This is a genomic window from Spirosoma arboris, assembly GCF_009754945.1.
In the GTDB taxonomy this organism is placed as follows: Bacteria; Bacteroidota; Bacteroidia; order Cytophagales; family Spirosomataceae; genus Spirosoma; species Spirosoma arboris.
In genome coordinates this window covers 493,051-516,659 of record NZ_WPIN01000004.1, presented here as the reverse complement: position 1 = coordinate 516,659, position 23,609 = coordinate 493,051, and the positions used below count along the sequence as shown (strand labels likewise).

Genomic DNA, 23,609 nt, shown 5'->3' with positions numbered 1-23,609 from the left:
TGGTTGTTAGGACAGCTAACAAACAGCACACTTAAAAAAATCCAAAAAGCTAAAACACTTACAGACAGAAAGACAGGTAGTAGAGGCTAGTCTTATCTATCCCGCGATGAAGCGGGAGGAATTTGGCACCATTTCCTGGAGTGGGTTGGTTGCCAAGACATCATCGGGTCCGTTCCCTCCGTCTTTCTGGATAAGTTACAACAAAAATAGAAAAAAATAGGGTACGCCGTATATCGGCGTACCCTAGATTACTTTTTTGATAGGGTAGATTCTACCAAGTCTGCTCTAAATCTTCTTTTGTGTACAGGTGATTCCGCTCGTTATAAAACGACTTTTCGTCAGTTCGTTTAATAGACAATGGGTTTTTGGATGTCAGCCGATATAGCATGGCGATAGGCCATAGAAATACAAAAAACAGGACCGACAAAATGATTTTGCCATTTATGTTTCCCAGTACTTCAGCTATTTTAAACCATGCCTTCACGATCAGGTCACCTACAACCGGAACAGCCAGACTCAATACACCAACCGCAACGGCTCCATATAGAAACCAGGGCGACTTGAATACAAAATATAATACGACTAGCCCAGTTACAATAACCAACTGGGCTTTTACTTTTTCAGTAACATCCATGCTTTAAAACAACGTATAGATAAATGGAGCAACGGCAGAGCCACCGCCAATAACAATGAGAATACCAATGAGCAACAGCAGAATAATCATTGGAGCCAGCCACCATTTTTTACGCTGTGTCAGAAATTTGAAAATGTCCTGCAAAAATTCCATGCCTACTTTTAGTTTAGTTGTTTGTTAACAGATGGCGCCTGAATAATACCCGGATTTGCCTGCATTAGTCGGAATAGGGCATCACCCACACGTTGGTTCACTAGTGCACTGGCATGGCCATCATTGCGTCCCACTACCCGATCGTTTGGGGGGATATCGCCCATGAGTTTACCAACATCCAGAATAGGTACGTTACTACGTTGAAAAAAATCGACTACAGGTTTAACGTATACAGCCGTTTTCTCAATATTATGGGAGAACGGAAACATAACAACGTAGAATCGAGAATTATGCTCCTGTGCATAGGTTATGAATTTGTTAAGGTCACTCAGGTGGTCGTTAATAATGGCCGGAGTACCATAAGCTGTGCGAGCATACGTGTCGAAAGGGGCAAAATTACCGTGAGGAAACTGCCAGTATAAATAGTTGAGCAGATACGATTTAATAAATAGCGATTGGATAGCTCGTGGCATATCAGAATATGGCTCAAATCCAGATGGCACTAGACCATGATCACGGGCTACTTTTTCGATGTCGTTCGGAAAATATTGTAAAATTAGCACATCAGGCTTTTTCCCAAACTTTACTAATCGGGCATATTCATCACGCGTATCTGAGCCAGATATACCAAGGTTATAGGTCACATACTCTTTTGTGCCTAATTTCTCGCCAAGGATATTACCATATCGTTCGTCAGCAGATTTGAGACCATGCCCCGATGTAAACGAATCGCCCAGGACGAAAACATTCTTTTTCCCCACTGTATCTACTTTCGGCGTGTCTCGATAATCACCCACCATCGGTGGCCAGTACCGTTCGAACCAGATGTGCGACGCCAGTGTAAGCCCACCTTCCTGACTTTGTGAGATGCACATAAAGCCAATCTCGATCGTAACCAATAGTCCAACACTCAGAACGATCAACGTACTTAAATTACCAAGGAGCTTAGGCGATTTGGGATTTTTGACAATACCATAATAGTAGCACCGCAGCAGTTCAATCACAATTAGCACCAGGATGCATCCCTTAGCTAGTCGAACGTAAACATTATCAAAAAAACCTTTGTGCGGATAATCGAAGGTAACATGCAGTCGATCACCATAGTACAAAAGAAAGGCTAAAAATCCCAGCAAAAGCAAGCGGACAGCACTGGATACAAGTTTTGATCCCATCAGGACAAATTGTTCGGCAAGTAGTTTAGTTAGTCTAAAACGAATTCTTCTTTCCAGTTATCCTTCTCCTGCCATTCGGGCTGTTTGCGCTTATCGAACAGATAGTTACCGACGACTAAATAGTCCATTTCGGTACGCATAAAGCAGCGGTATGCATCGTCGGGCGTCAAAACGATTGGCTCGCCCCGCACGTTGAAACTGGTATTCACGATGACACCATAACCCGTAAGTTTCTTGAAGGCATCAATCAACCCATAATAACGCGGATTGGTGTCTTGGTGAACCGTTTGAATACGGGCCGAGTAGTCGATATGTGTAATCGAGGGCAAATCTGAACGCTGATAATACAGCTTTTCGCGCAGTGGGAAACTAGCATAGTCAGCAGGAACGGGCGTCCGGCGACTTTCGGCGACTGGGTGCACCAGCAGCATGTAAGGTGAAATACCGTCGTAATCAAAGTATTCCGCACAATCTTCGGCCAACACTGAAGGAGCAAACGGCCGGAACGATTCTCGATATTTGATTTTAAGGTTCAGCTTTTTCTGCATCTCGGCATTGCGGGGATCACCCAGAATGCTTCGTCCGCCCAGGGCTCTTGGTCCAAATTCCATCCGTCCCTGCACCCAGCCAACTACATTACCTTCGGCAAGCAAGCGCGCGGTTTCGGTGCTTAATTCGCCAAAATCGGTAAAATGCGTTGCAACCCCTTTGTATTTAACGGCCATGAGCTCAACGTCCAAGTCCGAAAAGGTTGGTCCCAGATAAGAGCCTCGCATAGCATCGCGTTCTTTGGTTACTTCACGCTCCTTCCCATAATAAATATGGTAGGCCGCCAGGGCAGCTCCTAAGGCGCCACCAGCATCGCCAGCGGCTGGCTGAATAAAAATATCCTTAAACAGGCCAGCGGCTTGTAGTTTTCCGTTCGAAACACAATTGAGTGCTACACCACCCGCCATTACCAGTGCATCGGCATTGGTCAGGCGTTTAGCTTCGCGAGCCATATTCAGCACAACTTCTTCAGTTAGGTACTGAATGGCAAGTCCCAGATTGCAATGATAATCTTTCAGCTCATCTTCAGGCTGACGCTTCGGAAAACCAAATAGCTCTCCCCATTTGGCCTCTTTTACCATTGTCAACCCAGTGGCATAATCAAAATACTCCTGATTTAGCCAAACGGAACCATCGGGACGAAGGTCAACTAGTTTTTCTTTGATGATGGCAATATACCGGGCCACATCGGGCGAATTCGGATCGCCATAAGGGGCCAATCCCATTAATTTGTACTCGCCGGAATTAACTCGAAAGCCCAGAAAATACGTAAATGCAGAATATAATAGCCCCAGAGAGTGCGGAAACCGCATTTCTTTCAGGATAGATATATTCTTCCCTTCGCCTAATCCGATCGAAGCCGTTGCCCATTCGCCCACACCATCGATAGTCAGGATAGCAGCCCGCTCGAAAGGAGATGGATAGAATGCGCTGGCTCCGTGGGACAGATGGTGCTCTGGGAACAGCAGCTTCACTTTTTTGGCCGGATCGTACCCTAACTTTTCTAACTCCTCCCGAATAAGCCGCTTAAGAAATAGTTTTTCTTTCAGCCATACGGGAATCGACATTAGAAATGATCGAATTCCCTTAGGCGCAAAAGCGTAGTAAGTTTCGAGCAACCGCTCAAATTTGAGCAATGGCTTGTCATAGAAAACGATGGCATCTAATTTATTTAGGTCTGCTCCGCTATATTGAAGGCAGTACTTAATGGCTTCGGCAGGGAAGCCCGGATCGTGCTTTTTACGCGTGAACCGCTCTTCCTGTGCAGCGGCAACGATACGACCATCTTCAATCAATGCAGCTGCCGAATCGTGATAAAAAGCAGAAATACCTAATATAGTCATGAACTAGAAGACTGATCAAACAGGGGCCAAAAGTAACTGTTTTTTTTCGCAAACACAGTATTAAGAGTTTGGTGACTTAGCCTACGGTCAGGCAAAAGGCCGGGAGGAATTAGACTATAGGGCGTCAAAAAAGAGTATCTTTGACCGTTTTATATTACGTAAAAGCGTCTTTATATCGTGAAACTGGCAGCCATTGACATCGGTTCCAACGCAGCTCGTCTGCAAATTTCGACAGTATTACACAATGACGATCTGGTTAGCTTTAAGCGCGTCGAATATGTGCGTTTTCCGCTTCGATTAGGCCACGATGTGTTCAATTATGGAGCCCTGACACCCGAAAGTGAAGCCCGGACATTGAAGCTCATGCAGGCGTATAAGCTTCTAATGGAGCTACACGAGGTAGAAGATTACATGGCCTGCGCTACATCGGCCATGCGTGAATCCGACAATGGACATGAGGTTGCCAAACGAATTGAAGCCCAAACAGGAATTAAAATCCATATTATTGAGGGTAGTAAAGAGGCTGAACTTATTAACAATGTAGTAGTACAGGCCCTGGATGACCAACAGTATTTACACATTGATGTAGGTGGGGGTAGTACTGAGCTAAACGTGTATGAGAACCGCAAAAAAATAAATTCTAAATCCTTTAAAATCGGCTCCGTTCGTTTGTTGGAGGGAAAAGAAACCAAAGGAGCCTGGCGCAAAATTGAGGACTGGGTTGAGGAAAATGTAGACGCAACGCGTGAAATCACGGCTGTTGGCACGGGGGGCAACATCAGTAAATTATTTAATCTGGCCTCCAAAATATCAGAGTTAGAAACGACACGTCTCGAAATTGAACGCATTCGAGACTACATTGCGAGCTTCAGCCAGGAAGACCGCATTAACAAACTTCGCCTGAATGCCGACCGTGCTGATGTAATTGTACCAGCGGCTGATATCTATATTTCGGTCATGAAATGGGCGGGTGCTCAAAAAATAATCGTACCCGATTTAGGCCTGAAAGATGGAATTATTCAATTAGTATACGCACAGCTTGGCAAGAAAAGGTTGTTAGTTTGACCGAACGTTTACCTATACACTGCATATTATTTCCAAAAGCTTTTGTTGCTAGTGTATTTGATTGGAAAAAAATAAATTACGTGACAATCAGTTTTTTAACGAGCGTATTAAATTTGGTTAATCTTTTGCTTATGTGCATACGGCATAAAACATAGCCGGTTTTCTGAGGAAAAAAGTGTTATTAACTACCGTAACATGGACGTACTGTCAACTACTCACTTACAGAAACAAATCGACGCCCTGGCCCTTGAAAACAGCCAGCTAAAATCTCAGGTCGATCAACAGAGCATCAATCAGCGTTTTCTACTGGAATTTTCAGATCGATTTGCCACCTATAAAGTTGGTGATGAATTCTTCCACTCCCTGGTCAATTATATTACCGAACAAACAAAGCTTGATTATGTGTTTCTAGGCGAGCTGGTAGAACCATCACCCGGTGCGTTTGCCATTCGTACCTATGCGCTCACGGCTTATGGACAAACCGTTGGCAATATTCAATACGATCTTCCCGACGGCCCTTGTGAACAGGTTATTCGGGGTCAGTTATCTACTTACCCCAGCCAGTGTCGGCGCCTTTTCCCCAAAAACCAGACCCTGGTTCAGTTTAATGTAGAAGGCTATATTGGTTACCCATTATACGATACGAAAGGGCATGCATTTGGTATATTGACTGTCATGCACCAATCGGCCATTAGCGAACCAGAATATATTTCATCGTTATTAAAAATTGTGGCCAAGCGAGCTGAATTTGAGTTAGAACGAATTCGCTACGAGACAGAATTAAAAGATATCAATCAGGCTCTGTTAGAAAAGAATCAGGAGCTAGTCCATCGAAATGCTGAACTAGCTTCGTTCAGTTATGTTGCTTCGCACGATTTACAGGAACCGCTACGTAAGATTCAGGCTTTTGGCGATCGGCTAAAAACAACTTACGCGCCCAACTTAGACGAAGAAGGAGCAGATATTGTTGAACGAATGGTGATAGCAGCAAGGCGTATGTCGATGCTGATTAAAGATTTACTCGATTACTCCCGACTTACGCTACGTCCTGATAGCTGGCGTCCCCAACCTTTAGGCGAACTTCTGGACACTGTACTGAATGAACTGGAAATCGGCATTCAGGATACTGGCGCGCTGGTGCAGATAGGCGAACTGGATACAATTCCTGGTGATGCCAGACAACTCATGCAGTTATTTCAGAATCTGCTTTCCAACGCAATCAAATTTATGAAGCCCGGCACAGCCCCTCACATTCGAATAGCGAGTCGGCGGGTGAGTGAATCTGAGCTCCCAGCGGTCTTTCTTCCTCTGGCTACCCAGACAGAGTACTGTCTGATTGAGGTTATTGACAATGGTATTGGCTTCGATGCTCACCAGGCAGAACGCATATTTGGTACATTCCAGCGGTTGCATGGCCCCGACAAATATCCTGGTACAGGCATTGGCCTAGCCATTGCCAAAAAGATTGCAGAAAATCACCGAGGTTATATTATGGCGCAGAGCCAGCTTGGAAAAGGGGCCACATTTAGTGTGTATTTACCAACACAAGACTTCATGAACTAACGGCATCCTAACTACAGTCATTTAGCAATTCAATGCCCTCTGCTTAGTTTCTGAATAACAATCGGCACACACTTTTCAGGAAGGCAATTGCAGGCTATGTTCGCCAGCGTTACTGATTGCACTGTATAACAACCAAATGCGCTGTACATTCTTACGTCGTATGTCTTTGGATTACCCGTTCGACTAAGGTGGCTCACAACGACCCCATCAGTCGGTATCGGATAATTTTGACCCGAAAACAGTCCATTGGTTGACACCTCATAGCGATCCGTCGGTTGATAGCCGATAAGCTTTATCCATCCGTCAGCCGCCGATTCCGAACCCATACAACTTGCTTCCTGCGCCTGTAGAGTAGCCATTGCGCTGGCTTTAATCGTCACTGTAATTAATGCGAATGGCTTACAGTTTACATCGGTCGGTGCAGGTGTTACGACTCCATACACATAATACGTTTTATCAGAAGCATCTGTGTTAGGCGGAAAAGCTATGGTTCGCATGGTGGCGATGCCATTTGATGAAATCAACTCACCTAGCGATACGCCGTCTATACGCTCATAAGGGTTAGTCTGAGGAGAGTTAAAACGTATTAGTTCGATCTTATCCGGCCAAAAAACGCTTGTCTTAACCTGCAAGCTATCAATGATGTAGCCAGTACAAGCAGTCACTGACGTTTGCGTCGTGTTAGTAATTGTAGGACAATCTCTTGCCTGCGCGTTTGATAAGAGTGGACTGAATAAGCCTAAAATCAACAAGCAAGTAACGCCAACCTCACGTACAAACCAATTACACCAACCCACGTTTCCCGTTACTTTATCCATACCCTTGGCGTCTTACACGAAGCCCACATATTAAAACATGGACAATTATACAATTATACGTCAACAAAATCCACAACCTCCCGACATTCGACCATTCTGTCAGCATGGTTTTCTATTTAATGAACGTGACCACCTTCGGCAACAGGCCGGTGGTCAGTTTTATTTATTGACAGCCCTCAACCAGACAACCCAACTAGCCGAAGCCCGTTGTGCATTTTTTATTCGTTCCAACGAGGCAATTAGTCCCGCTGCTGCTCCGTTCGGCTCTGTCGAATTTGCCGAGACACTACCCGAACTTGTTTTGGATACGTTTCTGAACTCGCTTATCGATTTCGCTTACTCGGCTAAGGCAACCCTATTGCGAATAGTTAATTACCCAACCTGTTATGCACCTAAACAGGCCACTATACTAACAATTAGTTTACTTAAATATGGTTTCCACATACAGGAAACGAGTCAAAATTTCTTTTTACCTATTACTAACCAGCCATTTGATTGTAGCATTGCACCTGCTGAACGCCGACGATTGCGCAAATGCCGTGACGCTGATTTTCAGTTTATACACTGGGCAACGCCTAACCTCTATAAAGTGACTGAATTTCTACAGAAAACTCGTCGACAGAAAGGGTATCCGCTCACGCTATCTCCCGAACAACTGATAAAGTTAGTACAGAGCTTTCCGGAGCAGTTCATTGTTTTTGCGGTAGAAAGTAAGGCTAAGCTTGTTGCGCTAACGGTGGCTGTGCGTGTTCGTCATGATATATTGTATAATTTTCTACCTGCATCCCATATCGATTATCAGACGTTTAGCCCGATGGTTATGCTCATAGATGGGTTATTTTCATACTGCCAGCAACAACAAATTCGGCTTCTCGATTTGGGGGTAGCACTCGACAATAACCGCCAGCCGAAGCCCGGCTTAATACGATTCAAACGAAATCTTGGTGCCAAGGAATCACCTAAACTGATTTTCGAGAAACAGCTCTGATTTCTGACAGGATTAACAGGATAAGACAGGATTGGTCCGGTCTGCTATTTTCTTCGTTATTTTGTAGAAAAAAAGGCTGCCTTTTCAGGAGCCGACAGCATGATTGAAGCTGGTTTTAATTCGGTTAGTCAATTCCTGAGTGAGTTGTTTACATCGCTGGTATCGCTATTGAAGGTAGCGATCCGTGGCCGCCATGCAACTCGTTTGCCCGCCCGGCAGCTTCCTGTTTGCTCTGTATTAGGCAACGGTCCTTCGTTGAATGAATCGCTAAGTGAGCAGTTCGATTTTATTCGCCAAACCGAAATTGTCTGTGTGAATAACTTTGCGCACGCCGATATTTTTCCACGATTACGTCCGCAGAATTACGTTATCTCGGACCCTAATTACTTCCTGTTTACAGAACAAACTACTGACCGTGAGGACATTCGCCGGACGTTATCGGTTTTCGTGGAATCTGTCGACTGGGCCATGACCTTGTATGTTCCGTATTTTGCCAAAGGTTCCTACGTACTTAGCAAGATCGAACAGGGAAATCCACTCATCAAGGTCGTCTATTTTAACTACACAGTTGTTCATGGGTTCAGATGGCTTATCTATTGGTTGTATGCCAAAGGTTTAGGTATGCCACGGGCGCAGACTGTTATCATTGCGGCACTGGCACTGATGATCAACCGGAAGTTCGAGACGATCTATCTTTTCGGCGCCGATACATCCTGGCATGAACAAATTCGATTAAACGATCAAAACCAACTATTAATCAAGCAAATACACTTCTACGATAAACCAAAAGACGTAACCCACCAGCCGGTATATTCCGATGCGCAACGGCAACGCACGTTTTCGATGGCATCTCAGTTTTTATCCTTACACAAAGTGTTTCATGGCTATGAGGTCCTGCGCGATTATGCCGACCATCGGGGTGTTCGGATCGTGAATGCCAGCGCCAAAAGTTATATCGATGCTTTCGAACGAGAATCTATCGGCCAGTCGGTTAATCAGTGAGTAACGGCTAAATGCAGCATGAAAACGACGTCTTTTTTCTTTCTTCTTGGTATTTGCCTATCATGCACAGTGGTTGTGGCCCAGCAAAAGCCCAATATTGTCCTGATTTATGCGGATGATTTAGGGTATGGGGATATTAGCTGCAACGGCGCGACGAAAATTCATACACCTAATATTGATCGAATTGCGAAGGAAGGACTGCAATTTACCAATGCACATGCCTCATCATCAACCTGCACACCTTCGCGTTATTCACTTCTAACGGGTGCATATGCCTGGCGGAAAACAGGAACGGGCATTGCTCCCGGCGATGCAGCTCTCCTGATCCCAACTGATCGTGTTACATTGCCTGGTGTTCTCCAAAAAGCAGGCTACAAAACGGGCGTTGTAGGCAAGTGGCATTTGGGTTTAGGCCCAAAGGGCGGTCCTGACTGGAATGGCGACATCAAACCCGGTCCGCTGGAAATTGGCTTTTCCTATTCATTTCTTTTACCCGCCACCGGCGACCGGGTTCCGTGTGTATATGTCGAAAATCACCGCATCGTTGGTTTAGATCCCGCAGACCCAATCCAGGTAAGTTATAAAGGTCCAGTCGGAAATGATCCGACGGGCAAGGAACACCCCGAATTGCTCAAGATGAAATACTCGCACGGGCATGATCAAACCATCGTAAATGGTGTCAGCCGAATTGGCTACATGAGCGGTGGTAAGTCGGCACGATGGGTAGATGAAGAAATGGCGGATGTACTGACGGGAAAAGTAAATCAGTTTATCGAAGCCAGTAAAAGCGGGCCTTTCTTTGTTTATTTCTCTACCCACGATATTCACGTACCTCGATTACCAAACTCCCGTTTTGCGGGTAAAAGTGGCATGGGACCGCGCGGAGATGCCATTCTTCAACTGGACTGGTGCGTTGGTGAAGTAACGAAGACATTGGATCGACTGGGTTTAACGGACAAAACGCTCGTCATTATCAGTAGTGATAATGGCCCAGTCGTTGACGACGGTTATCAGGATGACGCCGTTACAAAACTAAACGGGCATAAACCTGCTGGCCCACTTCGCGGAGGAAAATACAGTGCTTTCGATGCCGGAACCCGAGTTCCTTTTATCGTGCGCTGGCCGGGCAAGGTAAAACCGGGCACATCCGATGCATTGGTTAGCCAGGTAGATTTGTTAGCGTCATTTGCCGCACTAACGGGTCAGTCATTAGATAAAACAGAAGCAAGAGATAGCTTTAACATGATCAATACGTTTCTTGGAAAGTCTAAAAAAAGCCGGGAATACGTTATTGAACACGCGCTCAACGGTACACTTTCGTTGTTACAGAACAGCTGGAAATATATTGAACCCAGCAATGGCCAGGCCTTTATGCCAGAGGTTAAGATCGAAACAGGCTACACACCGCAACCGCAACTGTACGATCTGAAAACTGATCTGGGCGAGACCAAAAATCTGGTCGGACAATACCCCGAGATAGTTACTAAACTTAGTGCTTTATTGAACGCCATTCGGGAAAAAGAAGGCACTAACTAGACAGCTTTTTACACGGCCCGACGGCCAACTCAGTACCTATACGCAATGCTTGATTTATCGAATAAATCCATTTTGATTACGGGCGGCACCGGCTCCTTCGGCAAAAAGTTTGTCGAGATGGTGTATCAACGCCACCCGAATGTTAAACGCGTTGTCATTTACTCGCGCGACGAACTGAAGCAGTTCGAGATGGCACAATACTACCCGCAGCAAAAATATAAGTCCATCCGGTTTTTCATTGGCGATGTACGCGATGGAGATCGACTCAAGCGGGCTTGTGAGGGAATCGACATTATCGTGCATGCAGCTGCATTAAAACAGGTTCCGGCGGCCGAATACAACCCGATGGAATGCATTAAAACCAATGTCTTCGGGGCCGAAAATGTTATCAATGCCGCTTTAGACAACGGCGTCAAGCGCGTAGTGGCCCTTTCGACCGACAAAGCAGCTGCGCCGATTAACCTATACGGAGCCACAAAACTCTGCTCCGACAAGCTATTTGTTGCCGCCAATAACATGAAAGGCAGCCGCGATCTGCGGTTCTCGGTTGTTCGTTATGGCAACGTGATTGGGTCTCGTGGATCGGTGGTGCCGTTCTTTCTGGAAAAGCGGAAAGATGGTGTTCTGCCCATCACCCACCCCGACATGACTCGTTTTAATATCTCGCTCGAAGAAGGGGTTGAGATGGTGTTTCATGCCCTCGAACATGCCTGGGGTGGCGAGATTTTCGTTCCGAAAATTCCCTCGTATCGCATCACCGACGTAGCCACAGCCATCGGTCCCAACTGCGAACAGAAATTGGTTGGTATCCGTCCTGGAGAGAAACTGCACGAGGAAATGATTACCGAAACTGACTCACTCAACACGGTCGAGACAGATAAATACTACGTCATTACGCCATCAACGCCCACCTGGAGTGTCGACGATTATATGGAAGCCTTCAACGGCAAACAAGTTGAGATGGGCTTCAAATACAACTCCGGCACTAATACAGACTGGCTGAATGTGGAGCAATTACGCGAACAGATTCGGGAGCACGTTGATCCAGCATTTTCGATAAACTGATTGTTCGCCAGACCAAAATATGAATCAACCCATTCCATACGGTCGGCAGCACATTACCGACGAAGATATTGCTGCCGTTGCCCACGTACTACGCGGGCCATTTCTGACTCAAGGGCCGCATATCGGTGCGTTTGAAGCTGCGTTTGCCAGCTACATTGGCTGTAAATACGCCGTTGCCATTGCCAACGGTACAGCCGCTTTGCACCTTTGCTGCATGGCATTGGGCGTTAAAGAAGGTACTCGGGTTATTACGACACCGATTACATTTTCCGCTTCGGCCAACTGCGTTCGATATTGTGGGGGCGAAGTTTATTTCGCGGATATTGATTCAGAAACGGCCTTACTCGACATCAAGGCAGTTCGGGCTTTATTGGAACAGCATCCTAAAGGATTCTTTTCGGGCATTATTCCCGTCGATTTCGCAGGTTATCCGGTCGATCTGGCTGCCTTCCGCGAACTGGCAGACGAGTATGGATTATGGCTATTGGAAGATGCCTGCCACGCACCCGGTGGTTCAATTATTGATGAAACGTCGAATACTGAACACCGCTGTGGCGATGGGTCGCTGGCAGAATTAGCTATTTTCAGTTTTCATCCCGTCAAGCATATTGCAGCTGGTGAGGGGGGCATGATTACGACAAATGACGAAGCCCTTTACAAACACCTACTGCGACTCCGAACGCACGGAATTACCAACAAACTCAACGAGTTTACACAGCCTTATCCAGGCGAACCTGAACGTGGAGGCTGGTACATGGAGTTGCAGGAGTTGGGTTATAATTACCGCCTGACCGATATGCAGGCTGCTTTGGGAACGAGTCAATTACAGCGTGTTGATGCCATGTTGGCGCGTCGACAGGAAATTGCCAAACGCTATGATGACGCCTTTGCTGGAACCAACGTGACCATCATCGTTCCGCTCGCCAACGTGCATCACGCTTATCATCTTTATGTTATTCAGGTAGATGATCGAAAAGGGCTGTACGATTTTCTTCGCACGAAAAACATCATGGCGCAAGTACATTATATACCCGTACACCTGATGCCTTATTATCGGGAGTTTGGTTGGAAACCCGGCGATTTCCCAAACGCCGAACGTTACTATGCCCGATGCCTAAGTCTACCTATGTTTCCGACCTTGACTGACGAGGAACAGAATTACGTCATTGACTCGGTAAAGGAATTCGTGGGCGCATGAATAACGTAGCCATCATCACGGCAAGGGGCGGCAGCAAGCGGATTCCGCGCAAAAACATCCGTCCATTTCTGGGCAAACCTATCATTGCCTACGTCATTGATGCGGCTTTACAATCGGGTTTATTCAGCGAGGTGATGGTTTCAACCGATGACAGCGAGATTGCAGAAATTGCCCGGAACTATGGCGCGTCGGTTCCGTTTTTACGTACTCTTGAAACAGCAGATGATTTTGCCACAACTGCCCAGGTGCTAACGGAAGTACTCACCCAATATGTCCAGCAAAATAAACAGTTTAGCTACGCTTGCTGCCTCTATCCTACTGCCCCCTTCGTTACTCCTGACCTTCTGAATCGTGCCTTTTCGACTCTAATCGAAAAACAATTCGACACTGTGTATCCGGTTCAGCAATTCAGCTTCCCCATTCAGCGCGCTGTGCTCTTGAGAGAGTCAAAAGTGCAATGGTTTCAACCTGAACATGCCCTGACACGCTCGCAGGATCTGGAACCAGTTTACCACGATGCGGGTCAATTCTATTTCTTTAACGTGAATGCATTTCAGCAAAATCAGCGCCTGATTACGGACAATTCGGGCGGCATTATAATTCCTGAAATGGCCGCACATGATATTGATACAGAGACCGATTGGCAAGTAGCGGAATTCAAGTATCGGTTATTGCATCAGTAAAGAGGCAAGATTATATCAGCCCACTGCTTTAGCTGTGGTTCTATGTAAAGGCCAATATTGATTTTAACCGTTTCAACGGCTCACCCTTATATTTTCAATCTGATTATTTCACCCACAGCTAAAACCGTGGGCTGATATTACTCACTTACTGAACCTTCTCGATGAATTCCCTACAATCAATTCTTTTCCGCGCTGACGGTAACGCTCAAATTGGCCTCGGTCATGTGATGCGTTGCCTGGCTTTAGCCAATATGCTGAAAGGTGAATTTTCGATGCGCTTCGCAATCGTAGAACCAACACCAGAAGTCAGGCAATTGCTTGAAAGCGCAGGGTTATCGATCAGCTCACTCGCGGCATCAACTCAACAAGCCGACTTCCTGATCCAAATCGAACCTACTGAAATTGTCGTACTGGATGGTTATTCGTTCGATAAAACGTTTCAACAATCCGTCCGATCCCGCGCTAAGAAATTGGTCTTTATCGATGATTTGGTAACCGGACAACAGGCGGCCAATGTTGTTATCAATCACGCTGGGGGTGTTTCGGTTGCAGATTATGATACTTCTCCAGATACGCAGTTTTGTTTAGGACCACACTACGCTTTACTCCGGCCTGAATTCTTAAGATCAGAATGCTTCGGCGAAACGCCCATCGACGGTCCTATTTTCGTTAGTCTGGGTGGTGCTGATCCGCATAACACGTCGCTAACTGTGCTGGAAGCCATTCGTCAGGTTGATACTACGCTGCCTGTACACATTGTTTTGGGGCCATTTCATCCAAATCGTTCAGCTATCGAAGCCTTTCAAAGTCAATTACCGAATCTGACGATTCTTCAAAATCTGAGTGCGTCTCAAATGGGTAACGAATTACGATACTGTAGTCTGGCTATCACCGCTTGTAGTACAATTAGTTATGAGGTTTGCGCCATAAATCGACCACTCATTGCCGTTGTGACTGCTGATAATCAGGCTCGATTAGCGCAGTTTTTATTGGAAGAAAAACTGGCTCTTTCTGTCAATTTCCCAACATTACTAACTCGCCTGACTCCCGTACTTGCGTTAGATCAGTTATTAAAATTTTCGATTCAATCGTTTCAATTTTCTCCCGAAAACATCGCTGAAACACTCGTAAACCAACGTCGGTTTTTCGACGGCCACTCGCCCGAACGGTTTCGTGCGCTATTTCAACAATTAAGTGCGTAATTCGGTCAGATGTTCGCGCTACGACTATGCTTACCTACCGAACTGCCCAACCCGCCGATGCCCGTCTTTACTTCGATTGGGCCAATGACCCCGATACCCGGCAGCAGTCGTTCAACTCCGCACCAATTTCGCTGGAGACGCATACCGCCTGGTTCACGCGCAAATTAGTTGATCCCAATGCCTTGCTACTTATCTTTTCTAACGAAGTGGGCCAACCGGTTGGGCAAGTCCGTTTTGAGCGTACACCGATTGCCGATATGCCCGACGAAATTATTATTGGGATATCCGTCGATTCCCGGCAACGCGGCAAAGGTTTAGCCAGCCAACTAATTCAGCAGGCTTGTGCCATCTGCCAGAAACGGTGGGACGCCGTTACCATTCATGCCTATATCAAATCAGAGAATCAGGCTTCGGTTCGGGCTTTCCAGCGAGCCGGTTTCAAATTGTCGGGCGAAAGCGGTAAATTTGGGGATTCTGGCCAGGCCACGTTAGGCCAGCAGAGGCCGTGCTTGCTTTATGTTAAAACCTTATAATCGGGCCGCCGTCGCGGTTTAGTAGCCTATAAGGTTTGTTATATTATGACAAAAGACCAACCGATTCAGGTCGCCCACTATACTATTAGCCCGGCTCATCGTCCGTTTGTTATCGCCGAAATGTCGGGCAATCATAATCAATCGCTCGATCGGGCGCTGGAAATTGTCGATGCGGTAGCCGATGCCGGTGCACATGCGCTCAAACTCCAGACCTATACTCCCGACACGATTACCTTTAATGGTGGATCGGAGGAGTTTTATATCCGGGATGCCAAGTCGCTCTGGGCCGATAAAAACCTCTATAAACTTTACGCCGAAGCGTATACGCCCTGGGAATGGCACAAGCCCATTTTCGAGCACGCGCAAAAGCGAGGGATGATTGCCTTTAGCTCGCCTTTCGATACGACGGCGGTTGATTTTCTGGAGTCGCTGAATGTACCCCTCTACAAGATTGCGTCCTTCGAAAATACAGATCATATCCTGCTCAAGAAAGTAGCACAAACGGGTAAGCCAGTCATAATGAGCACAGGTGTAGCCTCTATTGCTGATCTCGACGAATCGGTAAAAGTCCTGCGGGCCAATGGGTGTAAAGACCTCATTTTGCTCAAATGCACCAGTACCTATCCAGCCACGCCCGAAAGCACGAACCTGCGTACGATTCCACACATGCGCGAGTTATTCGACGTGCCTGTGGGTCTTTCCGATCATACTATGGGCATTGGCGCAGCAGTAGCAGCAGTAGCTTTAGGCGCAGTTGTGCTGGAAAAACACGTTACGTTACGTCGAGCTGATGGCGGTGTTGATTCTGCGTTTTCATTAGAACCCGATGAGTTAAAAAACCTCGTCATCGAAACCGAGCGAGCGCATCTGGCTATGGGCCAAGTCAACTACACACTCACGCCCAAAGAGGAGAAAAGCCTGCAATTCAAACGGTCGTTATACGTCGTGCGCGACATGAAAGCGGGTGAACCGTTCACGTCGGATACCGTCCGTAGCATCCGTCCAGCCAACGGTTTACACACCCGTTATTACGACGACATCATCGGCAAAATCGCCAACCAGGACATTCAGGCTGGGACGGCGTTGGCGTGGAATTTAATAAAGAGTGAAAGAGTGAAAGAGTGAAAGTGCGGATTGCTGACGCCGGCATTTTTCGCTCTTTCACTCTTTCAACTCTTTCGCCTTTCATCACATGGGTATAATCAAACGGCAAACCATTCAGAGTTCTATTTACTCCTATGCGGGTGTGGCCGTTGGCTTTCTGACGCAAGGTCTTTGGTTTCCGAATTTATTTCGAGGAACCCAGGTAGTAGGCCTGTTAACCTTACTGATTTCGTTATCGCAGGTACTGGCGCAAGCATCAAACTTGGGGCTAAATGGGGCTGGTGGACGCTATTTCCCGCTCTTCCGAAATGCAGAACGACAGCATAATGGTTACCTGCTGATTACAACGCTGACGACGTTGGCAGGTTTTGGAATTTGCGTGTTGGTTCTTTGGCTGGCGCGTCCCTGGGTTATCGAATTCTACCAAAAGGATTCAGCCCTTTTTGTAGAATATTATTATCTGCTTATTCCATTAACGCTTTTTACCGTCTATTTTACAGTCTTTGACAACTACGCCCGGTTGCTCTACGATCCCGTTACAGGAACCCTGTTGCAACAATTTGTACTACGTCTGTTAATTCTTCTGGCGGGTGGACTATACTGGCTCGGGTGGGTTACGTTGCCGCAGTTTCTTGGCGTTTGGCTACTGGCGTTCCTCATTCCGCTGATTCTTATGATTATCAGCGTTGCCAGAGATGAGGCTTTATTTTTCAACCGTACGTTTGTGTCAGTCAATGCCGACTTACGGCGGAACCTGATGCGCTATGCCGGACTAACGCTCACTTCTGCCCTTTCGACACAGATTGTCTGGACTATCGACAAAGTGATGATTAACAGCAAGCAGGGCCTGGGCGATACAGGAATTTATGGTACTGCCTCTTATTTTGCCGCTGTGATTGCGATCCCGGCGACAGCTTTATACAAAGTTTCAGGAACACTCATCGCCGAGTCCTGGAAGACAAATGACTTGCAAAACATTGCCACTATCTACCGAAAAAGCTGCCTGAATCAACTGATTGCCGGTTGCCTGGTTTTTGTAGGTGTAGCTGCTAATCTCTCCAATGTTTTTCGTTTTCTCCCCCCCGACTATGAAGCAGGCTATTATGTAATTCTCTGGTTAGGGCTTGGCAAACTGATTGATATGGCGACTGGCGTAAACGGTATTATTTTGAATACATCACGCTACTATACCTACGACTCATTATTTTTTGTCGTGCTCATTTTCATTACCATTGCCGCCAATATGTTACTGATTCCACGTTTTGGCATTAACGGAGCTGCCATAGGTGCTGCACTGGCAACAATACTATACAACCTTGCCCGAACACTTTTCGTAGGATTTGCCTTTCGGATGCAACCGTTTACCTGGCGAAATCTCGTTGTTATCTTGCTGGGTCTTGTTGTGTGGTGGGTAACGATACAAATTCCTTACCCTAGCGCAGATGCTCCAAAATGGCGAACTATACTGGATATTGGCTGGCGATCAGCCTTAATTACTGGTCTTTTTGGTGGAGCAGTTATCGTCCTGAAATTATCTTCAGATATAAATCAGACGGTAGAGGGATTACGAAAACGGTTTTTATGATTTTATTTTTTGTCATGCTGACGAAGGAAGCATCTTAAAGCTCCCCAACCAGTCAGTAAGGAAGTTTTATGATGCTTCCTTCGTCAGCATGACAAAATCACACAGTTATAATCCATGTGGGTTTTTCGATTTTTATTTACTGAAGCGGCCCGACTTTTGCGATCGGTTGAGGGTCGTCGGTTATTAGGACTGGCGTTTCGCTATGGCGATCGACCACGTAATCAGGCCATTGATGTTACGTTTGGCCCCTACCGATTTCGAGTGCCAGACGCGCTATCGTTTGTCTGGCAATACCGGGAGATTTTTGTCGATGAGTTTTATAAGTTCACGACGACGAATCCTAATCCCGTCATTTTCGATTGCGGAACGAACATCGGCACAAGTGTCGTGTATTTCCGGCAGAACTACCCCAATGCGCGCATTGTAGCTTTTGAAGCCGATGAGCAGATCAGCGCGATCTTGCAGGATAATCTTCGCAAAAACCAGATTTCGGGTGTTGAGGTAATCACAAAAGCCGTTTGGACAAACGAAGAAGGTATTTGGTTCGGTAGTGACCAGGCCGATTCAGCCTCTATCTTCTCCCAGACCGATCGAAAATTAGTACCATCGGTACGGCTGCGCGACGTTCTCCTACGTGAGACCCGCATCGACATGCTTAAGATGGACATCGAAGGAGCCGAAACCGCCGTCCTAACCGATTGCCATGATGCACTGGCCCATGTCCAGAACCTATTCGTCGAATTCCATGCCTACCTCGACCACCCACAAACACTGACCGATGTCATGAAAGTCCTGGAAGGCAGTGGATTTCGTTATTATATCAATACCAGTCAGTACCGCCATGCGCCTTTGGTCAATCATCGTTATACTGGCAACGACACCATGGACTTGCAATTGAATATCTTTGCGTATAGAAACTAGTAGAGAAGTGAAGTAGGTGAACTAAGTGAAGTGCGTTATAGACTTTACTCACTTCACTTAGTTCACCTACTTCACTTACTAACTAATAATGATCGACAAAATCCTTTCCCGCCCTGAGTTCCAAACTGAACCACCTGTGCTGGTGGACATTGGTGCGTCAGGGCAATTGCATGGCCGGTGGAAGTCATTTGCCAAATACGCCGTTTGTATCGCTTTCGATGCCGACGATCGCGACTTTGGTTATGTCGAAAGTGAGTCCGGGCATTTTCGGAAGCTTTACACGTTCAATAATATTGTTACTGGACCCAGTTCGGATGAGGAAGATACCGAAACAGCCAATCCAGGCCGGGCCAACTTTTACCTGACCGTTTCGCCCCACTGTTCCAGTCTGCTACGTCCCCGACCCGATTTGATTCAGGAGTATGCGTTTGCGCCAAAATTTGAACCAACTAAAGTCGTTCAACTTAAGACAAGGAGCCTTCGCTCCACACTCGATAGCCTGAACATCAAACAGGTTGACTGGTTCAAAACTGACTCGCAAGGCACCGATCTCCGACTATTCCGCAACCTTGGCGACGATCGCGCTCAACGTGTGCTCACCGCTGAATTTGAGCCTGGAATTGCTTCTATCTACGATGGCGAAGACAAACTTTATCAGGTACTGCAATTCATGGAAGAAACGGGTAGTCACTGGCTCGCCGAGTTGCTACCAAAGGGATCTCCACGGATCACACCTGCTTTGCTGGACAGTTTCACAAACCAACCACTACTAAAGAAATTCGTCCTATTTTCGCTCAAGAACAGCGCCGTTTGGGGAGAAATGACTTATCTGAATCGGTTTGCTAATGAAACCATGCTTACCCAGCGAAACCTATTGTTAGGCTGGGTTTTTGCCACGACGCTAAAGCAACATGGCTTTGCACTGATTCTGACTCAGAAAGCCAAAAGCATCTCCTCAGACCCGATTTTCACCGAAATGGAAGCCTATTCACGTCGGCGAATTTGGGGGCGCGTATTTGGTCTGGGCTTCTGGCCTGAAGTCGTTAAGAAGTTCGATAAACTAGTGGGGCGGTGAGAGTTACGCACCTGAGCACATACCACCTTTTTGGAGGAGCGGCTGTGGCGGCCAATCGGCTTCATCGGGCGCTGCAAAAGCAAATATGGACCAGTACACCGGTTGATAGTACAATGCTCGTCGGAACAGCAAATCGGCTGGAAACACATAAATCAGAGTCAGGTGTCCTGTATTTAGCAAACAATTTCCTGGCTGAGCAAACTGCTTTTGGACGCTTCGTGGCTGAACGGCTATACTTTTTGCCACATGAGCGTGACGCTTCGGTGCGCTTTCAGTTTTCGCCCGCTAAGTTTGGCGCTACACTCAACTTTCATCCGGCAATCCAACAGGCTGATATACTGCACCTTCACTGGATCAACTTTGGCTTTTTGTCGATCAATGGTCTACAATCACTATTCGATTTAGGTAAACCCATCGTGTGGACGCTGCACGACCAGTGGGCCTTTACGGGCGGATGCCACTACTCACGCGGATGCGATCATTTTCTGACTCATTGCCACCAGTGTCCATATCTGAAAAAGCCAGCGGAACACGATTTATCCAATAAAGTTTTTGAGCAAAAACAACGCCTTTTCGGTAAGGCAAGCCTGCATTTTACACCACCGAGCCATTGGTTAGCCAATGAAGCTAAACGAAGCGCGCTGCTGCGGAATTTTCCGTTCACTGTTATTCCCTACGCCATTGACCAGACTGTTTTTTGCCCCGTTGACCGCGCCGAAGCAAACGCTCGTCTTGACCTTCCTGACACACAACACCCAAGGCTTTTGTTCGGTAGTGCGAACGTAACGGACACCCGCAAAGGCTTCACCTATTTTGCCGAAGCCCTAACGCTTTTGCACCGGCAACACCCTGATTTAACGCCTGAAATTCTGGTATTTGGCAAAGGGCGCTCCTATCTGTTCAATGAGCTTCCCTACCCTGTCCGACACCTCGGTTTATTAACCACCGAGGACGATATTGTAGCAGCCTATAATGCTGCTGATGCCATGATTGTCCCCTCTTTGGAAGATAATTTACCCAATACGGTTATCGAAGCTATGGCCTGTGGAACACCAGTAGTGGGATTCAGAACCGGTGGCATTCCTGAGATGATTGACCATCAGCAAAATGGGTATCTCGCCGACATTGGTTCAGCCCAGCAACTCGTCGACGGAATGGACTTTATATTAACAAATGCAAACCCGGAAATCGTACGCTATAATGCCCGAAAATCCGCCGAAAATCGTTTCTCGGAAGAAGTTATAGCGAAGCAACATATTGAGTTATATAATCAATTGTTGAATACCTGAATGATGAATTACGGAATGTCATTCATCATTCATCATTCAAGCCATGCCTACCGTCTCTATCATCACTATTACTTATAACGCTGAGCGGTTTCTGGAGCGTACGATTCAGAGCGTAGTAGCTCAACAGGCGACTGATTTTGAGTACATCGTGATTGATGGAGCATCGAAAGATAAAACCCTGGAAATTGTTAAACGCTATGAGAGTCATATTACGAGCTGGGTTTCGGAACCTGATCAAGGGCTTTACGATGCGATGAATAAAGGGCTTCATCAGGCCAAAGGGCAGTATGTCTGGTTTATGAACGCTGGTGATGAACTGTATGATTCGCAAACCCTGGCGAATCTGCTGGCCCGCATAAAAGAAACACAAGCGGATATTTATTATAGCGATGCTTTATTTGTCCGGGATGATGGAGGCTCCCAATCCGGGATACCGGTTGGGCTACGAAGTAAGGTGACTCCGCATAGTTTACCGCACAAGCTGACCTGGCACGATATGGCACTCGGTATGAAAGTTTGTCACCAGGCATTTGTGGCCAAACGAGCCATTGCGCCCGATTACCAGACGAATAATCTAAGTGCTGATTTAGACTGGGAAATCCGCTGTCTGAAAGCAGCCACCAAAATAGAGTTTCTACCGTTTGTCTTATGCAAGTACCTTATTGGTGGATTATCAGTGCAACAGCATCGCCGATCATTGATTGACCGATTCAAGGTTTTAGTAACCCATTTTGGCCTGCTAACGACCTTACGCAACCATATACAGATTATTTTACGAGCTAGTAGCTTCAAAAAACAATGAATATTTTGCTTTCTTCTTTATTAGTATTAAGAATTTTTGGTAACCGCTACTAATAGGTACTTGTTTAAAATCATTGCCCCTTAAACATGCTCATTTAGCCTATTTTATGAAATTTAGAGGAAAACAATGGGATAATTACCAGAGCGATGCCTTTAGATTGCGAAATGCGGATAAATTTGCGGGGTTTATTATAAGACCCGCCTGACCTTTTGTGCAAATCCGTTAAAAAATTGATTTAACCTATGAAACGAATAGCTGTTTTTACCTCAGGTGGTGATGCACCGGGTATGAACGCCTGCATCCGGGCGGTTGTCCGGGGGGCGGTCTATCATGGTCTCGAAGTGTTTGGTATACGCCGGGGGTACAGCGGAATGATAAATGGCGATATTTTTCAGATGTCTTCGCACTCGGTGAGTAACATCGTGCAACGCGGAGGCACCATCCTAAAATCGGCCCGCAGTAAAGAATTTATGACTACCGAAGGCCGAGCGAAAGCCTTCGATCAACTTAAAAAGTTCGATATCGAAGGGTTAGTTGCCATTGGAGGGAACGGCACATTTACCGGTGCAACGCTTTTTTATGACGAGTATGGTATTCCTACCGTTGGCGCGCCGGGTACGATTGACAATGACCTTTACGGCACCGACCATACAATTGGATTTGACACGGCCGTTAATACTGCGCTAGAAGCTATTGATAAAATTCGGGATACCGCCGACTCACACGACCGAATTTTCTTTATTGAAGTGATGGGCCGCGACTCGGGCTATATTGCTATTCAGTCGGGTATTGCGGGCGGTGCCGAAATGGTCATGGTACCCGAAGTATTAACGCCAATTTCTGAAGTTGTCGAAACGCTAAAATCAGGCTGGAGCCGTCAGAAATCGTCCTCTATCGTCGTGATTGCCGAAGGTGAGGAAGCAGGTATTGCAACAGAAATTGCCGAAAAAATTCGGCAACAAGTTGACTCCAACATGGACATGCGCGTTACGACTCTGGGGCACATCCAGCGAGGTGGTATTCCGACTGCCTACGATCGCATTCTGGCCAGCCGTTTGGGACTTGGCGCATTGGAAGGGCTAATGAATGGCGAGAAAAATGTTATGGCAGGTGTAGTCAATAACGAGCTAGTTTATACGCCTTTCCGCGATACAATTCGTCTACCCAAGCCTATCAATGAAGATTTACTAAGGATGGTAAAGATTTTATCCGTCTAATATCTTGTAGACCAGAGCTATAAGGCTTCATAAAGCCTTATAGCTCTATATAAATCCAGATCTCCTTTTACGCTTATAGAGTGTAGGCAGTACAAGTTATATGTATTGAAAA

At 46.5% G+C, this 23,609-nt stretch carries 22 protein-coding genes and 1 riboswitch; of the genes, 17 read left to right on the top strand and 5 right to left on the bottom strand.

The window, feature by feature from the left end:
• Nucleotides 1–89 precede the first annotated feature (89 nt).
• Nucleotides 90–197, bottom strand: a riboswitch (SAM riboswitch).
• A 74-nt stretch (nucleotides 198–271) separates the two neighbouring features.
• The 4 genes from GO755_RS13255 to GO755_RS13245 are packed head-to-tail and all read right to left on the bottom strand — an operon-like array spanning nucleotide 272 to nucleotide 3,851.
• Nucleotides 272–634 (bottom strand): SxtJ family membrane protein, encoded by a 363-nt coding sequence (locus GO755_RS13255; RefSeq protein WP_157585460.1) that lies wholly within the window; start codon nucleotides 632–634, stop codon nucleotides 272–274.
• A gap of 3 nt (nucleotides 635–637) precedes the next feature.
• Nucleotides 638–787, bottom strand: coding sequence for a DUF5989 family protein (locus GO755_RS40910; protein WP_198174828.1), 150 nt, complete (start codon nucleotides 785–787; stop codon nucleotides 638–640).
• Nucleotides 788–795: 8 nt separating this feature from the next.
• Entirely contained in the window at nucleotides 796–1,959 is a 1,164-nt protein-coding gene (locus GO755_RS13250) for an SGNH/GDSL hydrolase family protein (protein ID WP_157585458.1), read from the bottom strand.
• A gap of 29 nt (nucleotides 1,960–1,988) precedes the next feature.
• Nucleotides 1,989–3,851: a carbamoyltransferase family protein gene (locus GO755_RS13245; RefSeq protein ID WP_157585456.1), complete on the bottom strand. Its 1,863-nt coding sequence runs from the start codon at nucleotides 3,849–3,851 to the stop codon at nucleotides 1,989–1,991.
• A gap of 177 nt (nucleotides 3,852–4,028) precedes the next feature.
• Here GO755_RS13245 and GO755_RS13240 point away from each other — a divergent pair, with 177 nt between their 5' ends.
• Both GO755_RS13240 and GO755_RS13235 read left to right on the top strand, forming a co-directional pair.
• Nucleotides 4,029–4,916 (top strand): Ppx/GppA phosphatase family protein, encoded by an 888-nt coding sequence (locus tag GO755_RS13240; RefSeq protein ID WP_317165859.1) that lies wholly within the window; start codon nucleotides 4,029–4,031, stop codon nucleotides 4,914–4,916.
• A gap of 195 nt (nucleotides 4,917–5,111) precedes the next feature.
• Complete coding sequence (locus GO755_RS13235) at nucleotides 5,112–6,479, top strand: sensor histidine kinase (RefSeq protein ID WP_157585454.1); 1,368 nt, start codon at nucleotides 5,112–5,114, stop codon at nucleotides 6,477–6,479.
• Between the two features lie 29 nt (nucleotides 6,480–6,508).
• Here GO755_RS13235 and GO755_RS13230 read toward each other — a convergent pair whose 3' ends face one another.
• The gene (locus GO755_RS13230; RefSeq protein ID WP_227686944.1) at nucleotides 6,509–7,297 is read right to left on the bottom strand and encodes a hypothetical protein; all 789 of its coding nucleotides are present in this window, start codon (nucleotides 7,295–7,297) and stop codon (nucleotides 6,509–6,511) included.
• A gap of 37 nt (nucleotides 7,298–7,334) precedes the next feature.
• Here GO755_RS13230 and GO755_RS13225 point away from each other — a divergent pair, with 37 nt between their 5' ends.
• The 15 genes from GO755_RS13225 (at nucleotide 7,335) to pfkA (ending at nucleotide 23,497) form a co-directional block, all read left to right on the top strand.
• Entirely contained in the window at nucleotides 7,335–8,285 is a 951-nt protein-coding gene (locus tag GO755_RS13225; protein ID WP_157585452.1) for a GNAT family N-acetyltransferase, read from the top strand.
• A 99-nt stretch (nucleotides 8,286–8,384) separates the two neighbouring features.
• Complete coding sequence (locus tag GO755_RS13220) at nucleotides 8,385–9,287, top strand: motility associated factor glycosyltransferase family protein (protein ID WP_157585450.1); 903 nt, start codon at nucleotides 8,385–8,387, stop codon at nucleotides 9,285–9,287.
• A gap of 18 nt (nucleotides 9,288–9,305) precedes the next feature.
• Nucleotides 9,306–10,823, top strand: a complete 1,518-nt coding sequence (locus GO755_RS13215; RefSeq protein WP_157585448.1) for a sulfatase-like hydrolase/transferase — start codon at nucleotides 9,306–9,308, stop codon at nucleotides 10,821–10,823.
• Nucleotides 10,824–10,868: 45 nt separating this feature from the next.
• Nucleotides 10,869–11,888, top strand: coding sequence for a UDP-N-acetylglucosamine 4,6-dehydratase (inverting) (pseB, locus tag GO755_RS13210; protein ID WP_157585446.1), 1,020 nt, complete (start codon nucleotides 10,869–10,871; stop codon nucleotides 11,886–11,888).
• Nucleotides 11,889–11,907: 19 nt separating this feature from the next.
• The gene (gene pseC / locus GO755_RS13205) at nucleotides 11,908–13,086 is read left to right on the top strand and encodes a UDP-4-amino-4,6-dideoxy-N-acetyl-beta-L-altrosamine transaminase (protein WP_157585444.1); all 1,179 of its coding nucleotides are present in this window, start codon (nucleotides 11,908–11,910) and stop codon (nucleotides 13,084–13,086) included.
• The gene (gene pseF, locus GO755_RS13200) at nucleotides 13,083–13,769 is read left to right on the top strand and encodes a pseudaminic acid cytidylyltransferase (protein WP_157585442.1); all 687 of its coding nucleotides are present in this window, start codon (nucleotides 13,083–13,085) and stop codon (nucleotides 13,767–13,769) included. Before pseC ends, pseF begins: the two co-directional genes overlap by 4 nt.
• A gap of 161 nt (nucleotides 13,770–13,930) precedes the next feature.
• The gene (pseG, locus tag GO755_RS13195) at nucleotides 13,931–14,971 is read left to right on the top strand and encodes a UDP-2,4-diacetamido-2,4,6-trideoxy-beta-L-altropyranose hydrolase (protein WP_157585440.1); all 1,041 of its coding nucleotides are present in this window, start codon (nucleotides 13,931–13,933) and stop codon (nucleotides 14,969–14,971) included.
• A gap of 26 nt (nucleotides 14,972–14,997) precedes the next feature.
• Entirely contained in the window at nucleotides 14,998–15,504 is a 507-nt protein-coding gene (locus GO755_RS13190; protein ID WP_157585438.1) for a GNAT family N-acetyltransferase, read from the top strand.
• Nucleotides 15,505–15,549: 45 nt separating this feature from the next.
• On the top strand, nucleotides 15,550–16,629 hold the full coding sequence (gene pseI / locus GO755_RS13185; protein ID WP_157585436.1) for a pseudaminic acid synthase: 1,080 nt from the start codon (nucleotides 15,550–15,552) through the stop codon (nucleotides 16,627–16,629).
• A gap of 67 nt (nucleotides 16,630–16,696) precedes the next feature.
• Entirely contained in the window at nucleotides 16,697–18,193 is a 1,497-nt protein-coding gene (locus GO755_RS13180) for a lipopolysaccharide biosynthesis protein (RefSeq protein WP_157585434.1), read from the top strand.
• A gap of 114 nt (nucleotides 18,194–18,307) precedes the next feature.
• Nucleotides 18,308–19,114, top strand: a complete 807-nt coding sequence (locus GO755_RS13175; RefSeq protein WP_157585433.1) for an FkbM family methyltransferase — start codon at nucleotides 18,308–18,310, stop codon at nucleotides 19,112–19,114.
• Between the two features lie 88 nt (nucleotides 19,115–19,202).
• On the top strand, nucleotides 19,203–20,189 hold the full coding sequence (locus GO755_RS13170; protein WP_157585431.1) for a hypothetical protein: 987 nt from the start codon (nucleotides 19,203–19,205) through the stop codon (nucleotides 20,187–20,189).
• Complete coding sequence (locus GO755_RS13165) at nucleotides 20,186–21,478, top strand: glycosyltransferase family 4 protein (RefSeq protein ID WP_317165858.1); 1,293 nt, start codon at nucleotides 20,186–20,188, stop codon at nucleotides 21,476–21,478. The genes GO755_RS13170 and GO755_RS13165 overlap by 4 nt, the downstream gene beginning before the upstream one ends.
• 43 nt (nucleotides 21,479–21,521) lie before the next feature.
• Entirely contained in the window at nucleotides 21,522–22,280 is a 759-nt protein-coding gene (locus GO755_RS13160; protein WP_157585429.1) for a glycosyltransferase family 2 protein, read from the top strand.
• Between the two features lie 242 nt (nucleotides 22,281–22,522).
• The gene (gene pfkA / locus GO755_RS13155; protein ID WP_157585427.1) at nucleotides 22,523–23,497 is read left to right on the top strand and encodes a 6-phosphofructokinase; all 975 of its coding nucleotides are present in this window, start codon (nucleotides 22,523–22,525) and stop codon (nucleotides 23,495–23,497) included.
• The last annotated feature ends 112 nt before the right edge of the window (nucleotides 23,498–23,609 follow it).